We start from the raw sequence: 15,211 nt of genomic DNA, 5'->3' as shown, positions 1-15,211 counted from the left end.
GGCCTGCCGGTTTGGCCCCGGTTGCCCCCAGTAACATCCCGCCAATCGTCGCTCCGTGCAAGCCACTTACTGAGGCAGTCCAAGGCGGCCGAGTGTGCAATTCGCAAGGCCACCGGGTTAAAGCGCCTGGAGCCCCATCGGTTAAAGCGCCTGGAGCCGAAGAGGTAACCGGCACCGACAAATTTGCGCGGGCGATGGCGAGGTACATCAGACGTTTGCGGCAAGGAGGAACCCCTGCCGCCAGCCAGGGTTCCTTAGCTGGCGCGGGCTGGCGGCAGTTCGAACAAATTGGCGCCGTTTTCCTGGCCGCTCTCGACATAGCCGATAATGCCGAACCATCTGGCGACGTCAGGCCCCTGCAGCCAGCTGCGCGAGTGGATGGGAAGGTTGCCGGCGAGCGCCTGGATGTGCCTGATATGCCGCTTGCAGAAGCGCACCGTCGAGCCGCGGAAGAAATCTTCCTGCGCGGCAAACAGCGTATCGGCGGCATCGCTGTTCTCATGCCAGGCGATGATCGCCACGGCCTTCTCGTCCTCGACCAGCGCGTGCGCCCGGCCTTCCTTCAAATTCATCATCAGATTGTCATAGGCGACCTTGCTGTCCTTGCCGGCCGCCGCGTATTCGTCCGACATTCGCTTGGACAGGCCATGAAACACATCCTCGAGATCCCCGAGCGTTGCTGCGCGTGCTCTCATTTCACCTCCTGCAGCCCCACGGGAAGTTTGCCCTACGGTCGAGGGGGCGCCAAGCAAATTGAATCCCGATGTGGCCCGGTGAGAGCAAAGTTGTTTCGTCAGACTATGGGCAATGGTTCGGAGGATATCGGCAATCGGGTTCCAGGGAGAAGATTGACAGTCGGGCCGCCGCCAATTGCGCTACGCCTAATGCCGCTCGGCCATGTTTGCCTCAGCCAGCTTTGCCAGCGCTTGCTCGACTTTCTGCGCCGAAGCGTCGGTGCGCGCGATGTGGCGCATCATCTGCCTGGCCAAATGCTCCAGCCTGGCGGCGCGATATACCTCGCCGTGCCTGGCGCTCTCAGAGTGGGTCGCGATCATCGTGCAGAACCCTTCTGGGCCGGTGGGTCGATCTTCACCATCCGCCGTTTGGCCTCGCTCACCCGACGTTGAGCGGACCGTATCCGACCACACAACGCCAAGCTGATGCCGACACCGCACTCGTCTTCGAGCAACTCTTCGGCGCGTTCGAGATCTAGCTTCGCGCGGCCGACACTCTGACGAGCCTTGGCCAGTTCCATATCCAGCAGGTCCATTGTCCCGCTCCCATTGGTTGCGGTCCCTTCGCTTCGTTAACCGCTGATGATCGCGTTGGTTCCGACGACGACCGATCACGAATGGCCCGGAGGGTGCCGATCGCATATTCGACGCAAGCGTTCGAATGTGGTCAGGAGAGGGAGATGGTGCCCAGAGGCGGATTCGAACCACCGACACGCGGATTTTCAGTCCTGTATCAACCGTCCTAAATCAAACACTTACGGCGAAAAGCCTGTCAAACCCGGCTTCGGAAATCAATCACTTACCCCGTGTTTGTCAAACTCGCCGGTAGGCGGAACTACAGGCCTTTGCCATACAGCGCCGGCCTCGATCGACGAGGCTGCGACCTGGTACGCGGCGCATCGCGACACCTGTGAGCGGCCGATCATTCCTGCACTGCGCAGCCGCTTCGGCCTAACACCCCATGAGGCAGTGACAGCCATCCGCGAAGCAAGGGGCCGAGGCTGATGAGGCCGAGCCTGCAGAAGAACGATGTGCTGTTCGCGCACATCGCGCTCAACCTGGCGCCGGGGTTTTCGAGCAACGCGCGTCGCGTCGCTGGCGCCATCGTCGAACACTTCAACAAGAAAACCGGGCAATGCGATCCATCTGTCGGCCGCCTGGCTGTCATGCTCGGCATCGATCGCGCAACAGTGCTGCGCGCGACGGCTGAGCTATGCGAGGGTGATGATCGCCTGTTCGACAAGGACAGTCACGGCGGCCATTCGCACCGGGCCAGCTACATTCCGATTTGGGATCGCTTCAACGCCATAGTCGACGATTGGGACATGCGGATGAAGGACGGCGAGGCACCTTCAAAGGTCGCAAAAGTGCGACGTTCAAGGTCGCAAGACTGCGACGTTAAAGGTCGCAAGACTGCGACACAAACCTACAGAAGGAACCTACAGAAAGAACCGGAGCAGGCGGCACCACTGCGGGAAACACCACCGCCGAGCGTCCCGAAAAGCCGCAATGGGCTTAGGAATGAGGGAGCCAGACCGCAGAGGCAGGGCTACCTGATACACGCCCTGCCTGGTGCTGGGCATGCTGCTGCTGCACGAGCGGCGGCAGAGCGGCGCTTGGACGTCGGCATGCGTGCGCTTCCATCCGACCAGTATCAGGCCATCAGCTTGGCGTTGATGGATGCGCCGGAGCTCTACGAGCGAGCTGCCGTCGCTGAGCAGGCGCGCCATGGCGATGGCATGCGGTGTGTGCTCGCCGAACTCGCGACGGTCACCCCCGCCTTGGGTCCTTCCCCGGTTCCAAACTGTATGCGGGACGGCTTAGGCCGAGGGTTCGCTAGTCAGAGGGTTGCGAAACATGGTTGACATGTTGACCGGCATTGACGGCGAGGCGACAGGCGTATGGTTGACGCTCGCAGAGGTTGCACGCCGGCGCGGTGTTAGCCGAGCGGCAATATCGAAGCGGGTGAAGCGCCTCGACCTGGCGACGCGCCCAGGTCCGGGCGGCTCGATCCTCGTCGAGCTCGCGTCGTTCGACCAAGCAACGCACGAAACGACCGCCGTGCGCGATGATCCGGCGGAGCGGAAGGCAACTGCCAAAGCTGTCGAGCTGCCAAGCGCGGCGGTCGAAAAGCTGCGCTACGAAGCCGCGCTGAAGCGCCTGGACCTCGATGAGCGACTAAAGACACTGCTGCCGATCAAGGACGTCGAGGATGCCATGGTCCGCGCCGGCGAAGGCATCGTCAGGGCGATCGAGCAGCTGCCAACCTTCGCGGCGGAATTGATGGCCGCCACGCGCCAGGGCGAGCCGGCCGTTCGCCAGAAGCTGCGCGAGATCAAAGATCATATCAGACGCAAGGCCTCCGAGGCGCTTGTGCTGTTGCGTGACGAGGGTGCGGCTCAAGAGCGGGCCGGTGGCCTCGAATACGAATTTGCCGAAATTGATGATGGAAGGGAAAATCCCCATGGCTAAAAACACGATCACGCAGCGCATTGCGCTCGAAGGTGGCGACGCCATTGCGAAGCAACTCAAGTTGCTGGGCGACGCAGGCGAGAAGGCTTTCAAAGATATCCAGGCGGCGGTTAACCGGGCTGATTTCAAGAAATTCACCGCCTCGCTCGCCAAGGTAAAAAGCGACCTTGCGACTGTGGCCAAGAATGCCGCACTCGTCTCTGCGGGTTTGGCCACGGCTGCCGCCGGCGCCGGCGTTGCCATCGTGGGCCTCGCCAAGTCGAGCGCGGAATCGGCCGATGAGGCTGGCAAAAACGCTCAAAAAACAGGCCTGCAAATCGATGCTTACGGACGGCTCGAGTTCGCAGCCAAGCAGGCGAATGTCACGCAAGATGAGTTCGTTTCCTCGATGTCGCGGCTCAACAAGTCGATCGCGGAAGCGGCGGCTCAGACATCGAAAACAGGCGAGGCATTCGACGCTTCTGGCGTTACCGTGACCAGGTTCGGTGGCGCGAGCGAAAAGGCTGCCGACAAGGCAAAGACGGCCGGCACCGCATTCGATCGCCTGGGCGTCAAGATCAAGGATGCCAACGGCAAGCTGCGCCCAACCGAGGCGATCATCGGGGATCTCGCCGAGGCGTTCTCACGACTTGAGGACGGTCCGGTCAAGGTCGCATTGGGCATGGAGATTTTTGGCAAATCATTCGCCGACCTGATCCCGTTCTTAAACCAAGGGCGGGCCGGCATCCGCGATCTAGGCGCGGAGGCTGACAGGCTGGGTCTATCCCTCACCAAAGCCGACACGGCGCTGGGCGACAATCTCGGCGATGCGCTGGACTCACTGGGCGGCGCCATATTTGGCATCAAACGCAAGCTTGGGCTGCTGTTCGCGCCGATCGTCCTGGCCGGCGCCGAAGGCTTGCGCGACCTCATCGTCGACAACAAGGACGCCATCCTGGCATTCGGCGCCGAGGCGGCTCGCCTCACCGCCGGCGTGCTAGGCGATTTGCTTCACATCCTGTCGGGCAACCCGCAGAACGTAAAAAATCCTTGGATCCGGGATTGGGCCGAAGCGATCGTCAAGTTCGGCCAGGATGTGGCGACGGTCGTCAAGACGGTTGTCATTCCACTGTTCAAGGCGGTTCGCGAGGGCGCCCAAGTCGTCGCCGACCAGATCAACAAAATCTTCAACACCGACATGAACGGCGACCAGCTGCTGATAGGCGCGGCCATACTTGGCGTCATAGGCTTTTTCGCCTTGCTTGGATCAGCGATCAGCGCCGTCATCATCGGCTTCGGCTTGTTTGGTGACGCCGCGGTTGCCATAGCGGCAAGTGCGGTTGCGCTCGGAATCGCGATCGGCGTCTTCTGGGATGACATCAAGGCGAAAGCAGCGTCGACCTGGCAGGATATCCAGAACGGATCGGCGGCGTCGTGGCAGTTCATCCAGGATGGCGCTGCGGCCGCCTGGGCGGCGATCGTCCAGGGCGTGACTGATCTGTGGTCGCAGATCGTCGGAGCCTTCCAGTCAGGTCAGCAGATGGCCGTCGATGCCTTTAACGGCATCGTCGACGCGATCGTCACCGCATGGAGTGGCTTGATCGATAGCCTGGGATCGATCGCGCAACAGATCGTCGAGAGGATCGCGACCTGGTTCGGCACTTTGCCCGGTCGGATCACCACAATATTCAACAGCCTTGTGAGCATTGCGGGCAGCGTTCTTAACCGTGTGTCGTCGCTGGTCGACAGCATCGTGTCAAAGATCAAATCGGCCATCGAGTTTGCCAAGCAGCTCGCCGGTATTGGCGACAGCGGTTCTGGCGGCGTCGGTTCCGGCGGCAGCCAGGGCGGCTTTGCTTCGGGCGGCTTCGTCCGGGGTCCAGGCGGTCCACGAACCGATTCGATCCTCGCCCGGTTGAGCAACGGCGAATTCGTGCTGCAAGCGCGCGCAGTGCAGCGGCTCGGCCTCGATTTTGTCACCGCGCTCAACAACGGCTTCGTGCCATCTCTGAAAGACCTGCGCGGCTTCAGCTTTGGCGGCTTCGTCGACAGCCTCAATCAATCGATGGCGATGCCGCGCTTTGCCGGCGGCGGCATGGCAAGGATGGCGCTTGAGCCGGCCACACTTGGCCGCACCACGCCGCTCCATTTTCACCTTGATGGCGGAAAAGAACTGGTTATCGACGCTGTAGGACTTAGCGCCCATGCTATGCAGACGCTTCAGACCATATCCCTGCGCGGCGCCCGTGTCAGCGCAGGCAGATCACCGAGGCGCAAATGACCTTTCCACATGCCGATCTTGGCCCTTTCGAGGGCGAAAATGGGAAATGGTGCAGCCACGTCACCCGTCAGTTTACCGGGCAGGTGACCAACGCGATTATAGAGGCAGATGAATGGAGCGACGCGCATGGCGCATGGGCTCACTTCCTAGGCTTTGTGATGCTATCGATGACCGATGCGAGCCAGCGCAGAGGGGATGGTGAACAACAGATCATGCCCGACCTTCTGGCGAAAGTGCGACCACTGTTCGACGCCTTGATTGACGGCCAGATAATGATCACCACCGGCAAGAAAGGTCCGCGCTTCACGGTGCTAACGGGCGGCAAACCGGACGACGACGGGTGACCGCCTGGCTCGCCTTCGCGCTGGCCTTCGGCGTCGTGCTGGTGATGACCTGGTGGCCGTGAAGGTCGGGTGACGTTTCACGGGAAAAGCACTGAAACAGGATTTGTTGTCGCTGTCGGGCGTACCTATATAATTTTAGCCATGACTGAAAAGCCTGTGTTAACGGACGACGCTACGCCCTCCAGCGAGGAAGTTTTGCCCGATGGCCAAGGCGAGGGCGATCTACCGATTTTCCCGATGGAACTTGTATCGAGCGTGCGGAAGTCGTCATTCCGCTACATCTATCACAACGAGCTTGCGACGGCCGAGGACGTTGAAAGGTTGATGGAACTCACCTGGCGCTCGCCAGAGACCAAGAATTTCATCTTCTGGGAGTGCGAACAGGGCCTGATTTCCACCGTCCAACAGGCCCTGGACTCCTGCAAAATTGCGTTCTCGGAAATGCAGCGACACTGGCACCGGCATCCAAATTATAAGCGAGACTTCATTCGCATTGACGGCGGCGAGCAAGAATTCGAGTGGCGCGAGGCCGCCGCCAAGTCGGAGCAGTTTTTTCGCGGCGAACTGGAGTTGACTACCGCAGAGCGCCGTCACCGGGACAATCGCGCTGTTGCTGATGAGATCGTTAAAAGCAGCCCCGAGGCACCAATACCATTTGGACAAAGCAAGGTGGGTCGCCACCTCTATAAGTATTCGACGGTCTATACGATCGTGACAACTGTCATCTCGATTGCACTATTCCTCCTCGCCTTCATCTAGGCGGATTAATGCCGCGTTCCCGGGTCGAGAGGATCGTCGATGGCGTCAATCTGTTCGCAGCCTAGTTCGAGGGCGAGATCATAGGCCTCGCGGTCGTTTAGCCAGGTGCCGCGACCGTCTTCAAGTCGCAGGCAGCGTCCGGTGATCTGATGCCTGAGCAGATAGAGATGATGCTGCTCGTCGACCACGCGTTCGTGGCCGAGGTTGTCGAAATCCGAAAACAGGAACCGCTCGCCGTCGATTTCAATCCACATTTTGAAATCCCTGTCTCTGATGAATCGCCAACAGCAATGATGATGTCACGCCGCAGCGCTCCCCGCGAGGAGGCGCTTGACGATTTTGGCGAATAAGAGCAGCGTGTCAGCGGGTGTGGAAACCCTGACCGCGATAAGCAGGAACCTCGATTGGCGTCGAAGGTGTCTGCTGAGGCGCAGGAGCCTTGGCAGGCTCTGAGCGCTTTGGTGACGCCTTGGCGGGCGTTCCAACTCGGCCTTTATGGCCGGGGGCGAACGCTATGTCCAGAGCGAGAGCTTAAAACCGTTCGACCTGTCTCGCGGCAGGTTTCCAACCCCCGGCTTCGGCGCCGTCCGCCGATGAATGGAAAATATTCCAAGCTTGGAATGTTTTCCGCCGGCTGTGGAAAGCCGGTTCGAACCGCGAGGCTCACCACCATGCAAACCAAGACCACGCGGGAAAGTATTCCGGTCGAGAATACTTTCCCCTCGAAAACCGTTCCGGCCGGGAACGGTTTTTCCCGCCGCTCGATGCTCTTCGGCCTGGCCGCTGCGCCGACAGTCGCATTGCCCGTCTTTGTCACGCCGGCGAGCGCTGAAAAACATTCCGGACAGGAATGTTTTTCAGCCGCCGATCGACTGCAGCATCACCTGTTGATGGCCGCTGCTGCAGCCGACGAGCTGGCGCCAGGCACGCAAAGCCGCTGGACAGTGTCGATGCACGGCAAGGCTGGCTTGTTCCGGCCGTTCTACAGGGTCAAGCGCATTGACGGATTTCGTGAACCCCATCCACGGGTGCCGGCGGGCATTTGGGTCGAGCGCTCGGAAGACATTGCCACGTGGAATGTGGAGCCTGTGACGATCGCCGAATACTCGGCACTTTATGGGCGGCCAGAATGAAAACCGGCATCGACTTGAAGGACCTGTTCGCGCCGACCGCCAATGCGAACTTTCTAACACTAGGCGCCCAAATCGAACGCTCGGCGGCAGAAATCGCCGATGCAATGGTGGCGATCCATGGTGAAAACTATCGGATCGAAATCAACCATCAGGTTGGATATGTGATGATTTGCAAGGGGCCGTCACCCGGGAAACCGGCGCCGTAGTTGTGGTGCGGAAATTCCGCACCCCGCCGTCGCCCTCCCTAGCGTTCTAGAACGGAACTCTAAGCCGACTGCATCCGAGGTCGGTCTCTGGAACATGAAGGGTCAGCAAATTTGCTGACCCCAAAGCGTGGCCGGGCACATGTGCACCCCCTGCCGGTATATTCGGCAGGGGATGCGATGCATCTATCCCCAATCAATGCTTTGGAGTCCCGTTGACTCTTTATTTACCATACCCTAGAGGTAACGGAGTCCTGTGGATTCCGTTTGCCGTTTGGAGGGTTTAATGCGTCGCGGTCCCTTTTGCTTCATTGCCGATATCAGCGTGTTCAACTTCAAGAACATGCTGAAGCGCGATCAGCTGCCTTTCGATGCCGGCGAGGCCGAGGGCTGGCGTACCTTCACGCTGCAAGACGCTTTCCTGCTTCGCATGACCCTCGACCTGTTCGAAGACGCCAGCATGGCGCCGGACCTGGCCGCCTCAGCCGTCAGCAATGGCTTTGGCCACGTCGCCGAGAAGGGCGAAGCCGGCATCGAGCAGCTGGCGCTCGCAGACCAGGACATTTTTCTCGGTGTCGAAAGGTGGATCGAAGCCGCAAGCGGCACCAAGGGCGCCTCGCATTATGCCGGCTCGCTCTCGCTGATAGCTGCGCAGAGTGAGCACCGCGCGGCAAGTGACCGCGCTGACGGCATCGAGCGCAGCCGCCTTTTCCTTGTCAACGCATCGCGCGCGGCCCGGTTCGTGTTGAAGCGCGCCCAAGAAGCCGGAGCAATCGACGATGATGACGCATGACCCGCTGGCGACGATCGCCACGCCTGAATTTGCCGACGCCTGCGCGCTGCTGGCCTCAGAATTGCGCGCCGGCGCCGACATCTCGCCGGAAGAGACAGCGCAGCGTCTCGGCCTGCCGCTCGATTTCCTGGTGATCTGCGCTGGGCAGTGGCTTGCGAACCAAACCGGCCGCGCCGTCGTGGTGCAGCCGATGGCTTGGAGGCCAAAGCATTGAACGCGCCGCTGATGGAAATGGATGGCAAAAGCTTGATCGTCGTCGACGGCGAGCTGATCCTCTATGGACCTGTCGGCTTCCATGATTTTTGGGAAGGCGCTGGCTTCACCGCCGCAGATGTCGTCAACGCGCTGGCCGAGATGGATGGTGACATCACCGTCCGCCTGAATTCAGGCGGTGGCGTCGCCACTGAGGGCGCCGCGATCTACAACGCGCTGAAACGCTACGATGGCGCCGTCGCCATCGTCGTCGACGGTATCGCCGCCTCGGCGGCCTCGCTGATCGCCATGGCTGGCAAGTCGATCGAGATGCCGCTCGGCAGCCTGATGATGATCCACGAGCCGGCCGGTATCACCCTTGGCCCAGCCGACGCGCATCGCAAGAACGCTGCCAACCTGGACGTCATGACCGGCGTCTATGCCACTGTGTACGCCGAGCGCACCGGCCAGTCGGAGGCAGTAATACGCCAGATGATGAAGGCGGAAACCTGGCTTTCACCGGATGACGCACTGGCCAAGGGTTTTGCCGACGAGGTCACCGAAAGGCAAGACCAGGCCGTCGCCGATGCCAGCTTCGACTATCAAACCTACAAGAAAGCGCCGGCGGACCTCGCAGCGCTGTCAGCAAATCGCAAGGCCGCGCGCCTTCCGATGGTGGCGGCACTTGCCGCCGCGCCGCGTGAGAAATTCAGGAATGCGCCGGCCTGTCCTCCCAAAGTGGCGCCCTCAAAGGAGTTTGAAATGGAAAATACCGACGTTATCGACCCGCCCATTGATGCACCTGTCGACAAGAATGCCGGCAAGATCCTCGGCATCTGCATGCGAGCCAAGCTTTCGCTCGATGCAACCAACAAGGTCTTGATCGAGGCGAAGGGTGATGCGGCCAAGGCCTCCGCGATGGTCATCGACATGATGGTTGACGCCGATCCCGACAAGGGCCGCAACACACCGCTGAGCGCGGCGGCGACGCTCACGCTTTCCGACACTTTAGGCAATCCGACATTCTTGGCCCAAACGATCGAAGACGCGATTTTCTGTCAGGTCAGCGGCCTTGCTCCGAACAAGCCGGCCACGGCTGAGTGGATGGGCCGCCCGCTGGTCGACATGGGCGCAGCGCTGCTTCAGGCGAACGGCGTCAGGATCATGTCGATGCATCGTGACAAGCTCGCTCGCCAGGTTCTGACGCCTGTCATGGCAGGCGGCCAGCATTCGACAAGCGATTTTCCGGCCGTGCTCGGCAATGCCATGAACCGCGTTCTTCTCGCTGCCTACCAGGCGAACGACACAGGGCTCAGCCCGTTGTTCAAGATCCGGAACGCTACCGATTTCCGCGAATTGCAGTCGGTCCGCATGGGTGATCTTGAGCGCCTCGACGAAGTGCCCGAAGGCGGCGAGATCAAGTACGGGACGCGCGACGAGGAAGGGCCGGAAACCAACCAGCTCAAGACGTTTGGCAAGATGTTCGCCGTGACGCGCCAGTTGATCATCAACGACGATCTCGGCGCTCTGGCCAGCATGGCGCAAGACCAGGGCCGAGCAGCTGCGCAGACCAAGGCGGATGCCATGGCGGCATTGCTGACGGCATTCAGCGGTGCCGGGGCAAAGCTGAGCGACAACACCTCGATCTTCACGACCGGACGCGGCAACAAGGCGAGTGGCGGTACGGCGATTTCCGTCGCTTCGCTCGGCGCCGGTCGCCAGGCAATCCGCGAGGTCAAGGGAATCGACGGAACGACGCCGCTCAACATCGCGCCGAAGTTCCTGGTCGTCGGGGCCGAACAGGAGACCTGGGCTGAAACGATCCTTGCCGCTGTCGCCGCGGCTGAGGTCGCCAATGTTAATCCATTCTCCGGCAAGCTGCAGCTCCTCGTCGATTCCAGGCTGACCGGCCCGGCCTGGCGCTTGTTTGCAGATCCGGCCGTCGCGCCGGTTCTTGAGATCGCATACCTCAACGGCGTCTCGCAGCCGCAGCTCGAGCAGCGTGACGGTTGGAATGTGCTCGGCGTCGAGTATCGCACCGTGTTCGACTTCGGCGTGGCGCCGATTGGCTGGCGCGGTGCTTATCTCAACGATGGCGCTCTGCCGTCCTGATCTCCGGGGGAAGTTAAAGCGCCTGGCTCCGGGCGCGTGAAGTGCCCACCTTTTCCCCCGCCCGGTCAGGAGCCGGGTTTCCAAGGGGGTGGACACAGGGCAGATTTTTTTTGAGGGTAACGCGATGTCGATGTCGACGCTGAATATCAGGGTGACGCCTCGGCGAATGCTGCCGCTGCGCGACGCCGCCGAGTATGTCGGCGTCGCCGCGAAACGGCTTGCCGGCCTGTGCCCGGTCGCGCCGATCGAGATGCCAGACGGCTCGCGCCTCTACGACATGCGGGACCTCGACGCCTGGCTCGACAGTCTGAAATCCGGTGACGCGAGCGGCGATGACGAGCTGATCGGAAAGCTCGCCTGATGGCAATCGTTCGCGTCAAAGGGTTTGCCATCTGGCGCGACCGCAAGCCGCCGTTCAAATGGCGCTGCCGGCATCGCAAGAGCGGTACGATGATCGACGTTTCAAAGTTCCCGATCGGAACTTTGACATTCCTGGCCGAATGCTCGCGCATCGTCGCGCTCGGCGACAAAGGCGACGAGCCGAAGCCCGGCACGCTCGGCCAACTGATCGGCCGCTATCGTGGCAGCGTGTTTTTCACCGACCTGGCCGCGCGCACGCGCGCCGATTACCAGCGCTGTTTCGACTATCTGCAGCCCATCGCCGACACCATGCTCGACCGCTTCACGCCGCCGCTGGTGGTCAAGATCCGCGACAAGGCGGCGGCGAAGCACGGCCGGCGCTTCGGCAATTACGTCAAGACGGTCCTGGCGCTCACCTTCGCCTGGGGCGTCGAGCGCGGCTATCTGAAGATCAACCCGGCGATGAAGATCAAGGGCATCCGTAGGCCTCGCGGCATGGCCGATGCGAATCGGCCCTGGTCGGACAGCGAGCGGGATGCCGTCGCCGCCGCGCTGCCGGCGCACATGCGGCTGCCGGTGGCGCTGATGATGTTCTGTGGCCTCGATCCCCAGGACGCGCTCAAAATCCCGCCCACGGCTGTTTCTGATGGCATGATCGATGCCAGGCGAGGCAAGACCGGTGAGGCGATGTGGTTTCCGCTGCCGGCGCCTGTCGTCGACGCGCTGGCGGTGGCGCCGAAGCACGGCGCAATCACGCTTTGCGCCAACAGCCGTGGCAAGCCGTGGACGCCTTCAGGCTTCCGCGCGTCGTGGCGACCCATCCGGCAGGCCCTGGAGCTTTCCGGCGCCGTGCAGCCTGGCCTGACGCTGAAGGGCCTGCGGCATACCGTGGCGACGATCCTTGCCGAGATGGGATATGACGAGCGCACGATCGCCGACATGCTCGGCCAAAAGACGATCGAAATGGCGCGGCACTACTCGAAGCGCGCCAACAAGAGCCGGAAAATGTCCGCCGTGGTCACCAGTTTCGACGCCGAAGTGAACAGGCGGCGAACAAAAACTGTCAAACCCGCCTGAGAAAAACGTCAAACCGGATTGCATCGACACCATGAGAAGCGCCGAAAAGATCAATAGAAACAATATGGTAGAATGGTGCCCAGAGGCGGATTCGAACCACCGACACGCGGATTTTCAGTCCGCTGCTCTACCAACTGAGCTATCTGGGCCTGTTCCGGCAAACGAAAACGCATCAACCGGATTTCATGAAGGCGCCGTGGGGCGCCCCTTGAAAGCGCGTGGGTTATAGCACGGGAATTTAGCCTGTCCAGCGCCTAGGTGGCGATTTCCGGCAGGAAAAGAGAGGCTGTGGAAAGGCCGGCTTTGTCAGGCGCTTTCACAATCACAGTGGCGCGTGGGTTGACCTCTTTCGGCCCTTTGGCCTCCTTTTCCGCGCCGCAATGGCGCGCTGCGACTGCCAGGATCCGTCCTTAGCCGACGATCGGGATGTCGCTATGCACTCGCATCAACAAGCGGCAACGGCCTGTCGCCTCTATCTGGCGCCTCCGGCCACGCCCTTGCGGAAATCCGACGGCGTCATGCCGGCCAGCTTGCGGAAGGATTTGTTGAAGGCGCTGAGCGAGCCGAAGCCTGAGTCCATGGCGACGCGCAGCACATTGGCGTCCTGATGCATCAAAAGCGCCTGCGCGTAGCTCAGCCGCAGCAGGTTGACATATTCGTTGAGCGTCATTCCGGTCGATTTCTTGAACAGGCTCATGGCGTATTTGGGATGAATGTCGGCCGCCGCCGCGATGTTCACGCAATCGATGTCGTAGAGGAAATTCTCGGCGATGAAATCGCACATACGCCCGACATTGCGCGACGATTGCTGGTCGAAGGGGCTGCCGGCTTCCTGCCCGGCCGCGGTTTCGGGCACCAGCCGGTAAGGCTCGAACCGCACCCGCTCCAGCCGCAGCAAAAGTTCGTTGACGGCGTGCTCGGCCTTGGCCGGATCGCCCGAGCGGGCGTAGCGGTTCCAGCGGGCGAAATTGTCGTTGTCGGATTGATCGGTGGCGCCGGTCACCAGGGTCGCGCCCGTCATCAACCGGTGGCGCACATCCGCCGGCAGATGCAGCCGGAAGAAATGCACCAGCGGCAGATGCGCGCCGGCATAGATGGCGTCATCGCTGAGATCGTCCATCTGGTGCGGCAGGCCGCCCCAGAAGAAGCACATCTCGCCGGCCGAAAGCGAAATCTCATGCTCGTTCATGCGGTAGTGCACGCTGCCGCGCACGATGAAATTCACCTCGACCTGGGCATGCCAGTGCGGCTTCAGCATCACCAGCGGCGCGGTGTGAAACATCTGCAGGAGCAGCGGCAGGCCTTCCACGCTGCTGGCGCCTGGCTGGTAAAACGGCCGTTCCGGCATCTTACTTTCCGCCAATTCCGTATTCCCTTTGTCGGCGACAAGCCTTCCGCGCTGCATAGTCTAGCCCGGCTCGCAGAGAGAGCAAATGAAATGGGAGGATTTCAATGCGCATCACACTGACCTGCGCCGCGCTCGCGCTTGCCCTGGGCTCAGCCCCGGCCTTTGCGCAGTCCGGCGAAATCACCATCTGGAGCTGGAACGTCGCCGCTTCTTCGCTGAAGGCGACGGTTGCCGGCTTCAACAAGCTGCATCCCGACATCAAGGTCACCGTCCAGGATCTCGGCAACCAGCCGACCTATGACAAGTCGATTGCCGGCTGTGCCGCCGGCGGCGTCGGCCTGCCCGACATCGTCACCATCGAGAATGGCGAGGCCGAGAATTACTGGAGCCAGTTCCCCGACTGCTTCGTCGACCTGCACACGCTGGGCTACACAGCGGAAGACCAGAAGAAATTCCCCGATTTCAAACGCACCGAGCTCGAGGTCGGCGACAAGGCCTATGCCATGCCATGGGATTCAGGCCCGGTCGCCGCCTTCTATCGCCGCGACTTCTACGAAAAGGCCGGCGTCGACCCGGCGTCGATTAAGACCTGGGACGATTTCATCGCCGCCGGCAAGAAGATCCAGGCAGCCAATCCTGGCGTCTCGATGACCAATGCCGATTTCAACGGCGACAGCGAATTCTTCCGCATGATCTCCAACGAGCAGGGCTGCGCCTATTTCGCCGAGGACGGCCAGTCGATCACGGTCAACCAGCCCAAATGCGTCGACGCCATGACCAAGGTCAAGGAGATGAAGGACGCCGGCATCGTCTCGTCGGCCGACTGGGGCACCAAGATCACCAACAACACAGCCGGAACCGTCGCCACCCAAATCTATGGCGGCTGGTATGAAGGCACCATCCGCACCGAATCGGCCGGTGAAAACGGCAAATGGGGCGTCTACCTGATGCCAAGCCTCACCGCTGACGGCCCGCGTGCCGCCAATCTCGGCGGGTCGTCGCTGGCCATCACTTCGGCCTCGAAGAACAAGGAAGCGGCCTACGAGTACCTGAAATACACGCTCGGAACCAATGAAGGCCAGATCACCATGCTGAAGGAGTTCGGCCTCGTCCCCTCGCTGGTCTCGGCGCTTGACGATCCCTACGTCAGCCAAGGCCTGCCCTATTGGGGTGGCCAGGCGGTGTGGAAGGATATTCTGGGCACCTTGCCCAAGGTCGTCCCCAGCCGCGGCACGCAGTTCCAGAGCGATGCCGAAATCATCGTTCGCGCGGTGCAGACCAAATATCTGGGCGGCGGCTATCCCGACGCCAAGGCCGCACTCGACGACGCCGCAAATCAGATTGCCGCGGCGACCGGACTGCCGGTCAAATCATAACCTCCCAAGGACGGGGTCCGGGACGGCTCGTGCCGCCCGGACCCCCCG

The 15,211-nt window shown here is 61.4% G+C and carries 18 protein-coding genes and 1 tRNA gene; 13 read left to right on the top strand and 6 right to left on the bottom strand.

The window, feature by feature from the left end:
* Positions 1–254: 254 nt before the first annotated feature.
* From AC56QX_RS00905 to AC56QX_RS00895, 3 genes are all read right to left on the bottom strand, one after another.
* Positions 255–695, bottom strand: a complete 441-nt coding sequence (locus tag AC56QX_RS00905) for a hypothetical protein (protein ID WP_497113300.1) — start codon at positions 693–695, stop codon at positions 255–257.
* A 186-nt stretch (positions 696–881) separates the two neighbouring features.
* Positions 882–1,055 (bottom strand): hypothetical protein, encoded by a 174-nt coding sequence (locus AC56QX_RS00900; protein WP_497113299.1) that lies wholly within the window; start codon positions 1,053–1,055, stop codon positions 882–884.
* A complete protein-coding gene (locus AC56QX_RS00895; RefSeq protein WP_497113298.1) occupies positions 1,052–1,270 on the bottom strand; it encodes a hypothetical protein in 219 nt (72 codons plus the stop codon). Before AC56QX_RS00895 ends, AC56QX_RS00900 begins: the two co-directional genes overlap by 4 nt.
* 468 nt (positions 1,271–1,738) lie before the next feature.
* Between AC56QX_RS00895 and AC56QX_RS00890 the strand changes: the two genes are divergently transcribed.
* The 5 genes from AC56QX_RS00890 (at position 1,739) to AC56QX_RS00870 (ending at position 6,569) form a co-directional block, all read left to right on the top strand.
* Positions 1,739–2,599, top strand: coding sequence for a hypothetical protein (locus AC56QX_RS00890; RefSeq protein WP_497113297.1), 861 nt, complete (start codon positions 1,739–1,741; stop codon positions 2,597–2,599).
* Complete coding sequence (locus AC56QX_RS00885; protein ID WP_497113296.1) at positions 2,592–3,206, top strand: hypothetical protein; 615 nt, start codon at positions 2,592–2,594, stop codon at positions 3,204–3,206. Before AC56QX_RS00890 ends, AC56QX_RS00885 begins: the two co-directional genes overlap by 8 nt.
* On the top strand, positions 3,199–5,466 hold the full coding sequence (locus tag AC56QX_RS00880) for a phage tail tape measure protein (RefSeq protein ID WP_497113295.1): 2,268 nt from the start codon (positions 3,199–3,201) through the stop codon (positions 5,464–5,466). The genes AC56QX_RS00885 and AC56QX_RS00880 overlap by 8 nt, the downstream gene beginning before the upstream one ends.
* Positions 5,463–5,810 (top strand): hypothetical protein, encoded by a 348-nt coding sequence (locus AC56QX_RS00875; RefSeq protein ID WP_497113294.1) that lies wholly within the window; start codon positions 5,463–5,465, stop codon positions 5,808–5,810. Before AC56QX_RS00880 ends, AC56QX_RS00875 begins: the two co-directional genes overlap by 4 nt.
* A 141-nt stretch (positions 5,811–5,951) precedes the next feature.
* Positions 5,952–6,569, top strand: a complete 618-nt coding sequence (locus AC56QX_RS00870; RefSeq protein ID WP_497113293.1) for a hypothetical protein — start codon at positions 5,952–5,954, stop codon at positions 6,567–6,569.
* 5 nt (positions 6,570–6,574) lie between these two features.
* Here the strand turns inward: AC56QX_RS00870 and AC56QX_RS00865 are convergent, their stop codons facing one another.
* Positions 6,575–6,823 carry a hypothetical protein gene (locus AC56QX_RS00865; protein WP_497113291.1) on the bottom strand — a complete coding sequence of 83 codons (249 nt, stop codon included), beginning with the start codon at positions 6,821–6,823 and terminating at the stop codon, positions 6,575–6,577.
* 417 nt (positions 6,824–7,240) lie between these two features.
* Between AC56QX_RS00865 and AC56QX_RS00860 the strand changes: the two genes are divergently transcribed.
* From AC56QX_RS00860 to AC56QX_RS00830, 7 genes are all read left to right on the top strand, one after another.
* Positions 7,241–7,702, top strand: a complete 462-nt coding sequence (locus AC56QX_RS00860) for a hypothetical protein (protein WP_497113290.1) — start codon at positions 7,241–7,243, stop codon at positions 7,700–7,702.
* Entirely contained in the window at positions 7,699–7,908 is a 210-nt protein-coding gene (locus tag AC56QX_RS00855) for a hypothetical protein (protein ID WP_497113288.1), read from the top strand. The genes AC56QX_RS00860 and AC56QX_RS00855 overlap by 4 nt, the downstream gene beginning before the upstream one ends.
* A gap of 283 nt (positions 7,909–8,191) precedes the next feature.
* Entirely contained in the window at positions 8,192–8,698 is a 507-nt protein-coding gene (locus tag AC56QX_RS00850) for a hypothetical protein (RefSeq protein ID WP_497113287.1), read from the top strand.
* The gene (locus tag AC56QX_RS00845) at positions 8,685–8,912 is read left to right on the top strand and encodes a hypothetical protein (RefSeq protein ID WP_497113286.1); all 228 of its coding nucleotides are present in this window, start codon (positions 8,685–8,687) and stop codon (positions 8,910–8,912) included. Before AC56QX_RS00850 ends, AC56QX_RS00845 begins: the two co-directional genes overlap by 14 nt.
* Positions 8,909–11,002: a head maturation protease, ClpP-related gene (locus AC56QX_RS00840; RefSeq protein WP_497113285.1), complete on the top strand. Its 2,094-nt coding sequence runs from the start codon at positions 8,909–8,911 to the stop codon at positions 11,000–11,002. The genes AC56QX_RS00845 and AC56QX_RS00840 overlap by 4 nt, the downstream gene beginning before the upstream one ends.
* A 130-nt stretch (positions 11,003–11,132) precedes the next feature.
* Positions 11,133–11,363: a hypothetical protein gene (locus AC56QX_RS00835; protein WP_497113284.1), complete on the top strand. Its 231-nt coding sequence runs from the start codon at positions 11,133–11,135 to the stop codon at positions 11,361–11,363.
* Complete coding sequence (locus AC56QX_RS00830) at positions 11,363–12,439, top strand: tyrosine-type recombinase/integrase (protein ID WP_497113283.1); 1,077 nt, start codon at positions 11,363–11,365, stop codon at positions 12,437–12,439. Before AC56QX_RS00835 ends, AC56QX_RS00830 begins: the two co-directional genes overlap by 1 nt.
* Before the next feature lie 73 nt (positions 12,440–12,512).
* On the opposite strand, the gene AC56QX_RS00825 is transcribed toward AC56QX_RS00830, so the two are convergent.
* A tRNA-Phe gene (locus tag AC56QX_RS00825) sits at positions 12,513–12,588 on the bottom strand.
* Positions 12,589–12,911: 323 nt separating this feature from the next.
* Positions 12,912–13,787 carry a helix-turn-helix domain-containing protein gene (locus AC56QX_RS00820; protein WP_497113282.1) on the bottom strand — a complete coding sequence of 292 codons (876 nt, stop codon included), beginning with the start codon at positions 13,785–13,787 and terminating at the stop codon, positions 12,912–12,914.
* Between the two features lie 104 nt (positions 13,788–13,891).
* Here AC56QX_RS00820 and AC56QX_RS00815 point away from each other — a divergent pair, with 104 nt between their 5' ends.
* Positions 13,892–15,163, top strand: coding sequence for an ABC transporter substrate-binding protein (locus tag AC56QX_RS00815; protein ID WP_497113281.1), 1,272 nt, complete (start codon positions 13,892–13,894; stop codon positions 15,161–15,163).
* The last annotated feature ends 48 nt before the right edge of the window (positions 15,164–15,211 follow it).

This window comes from Mesorhizobium sp. RCAM 06353 (genome assembly GCF_059683585.1).
Note: the sequence above shows the minus strand (reverse complement) of the source record. Positions and strands in the feature narration are given on the sequence as shown.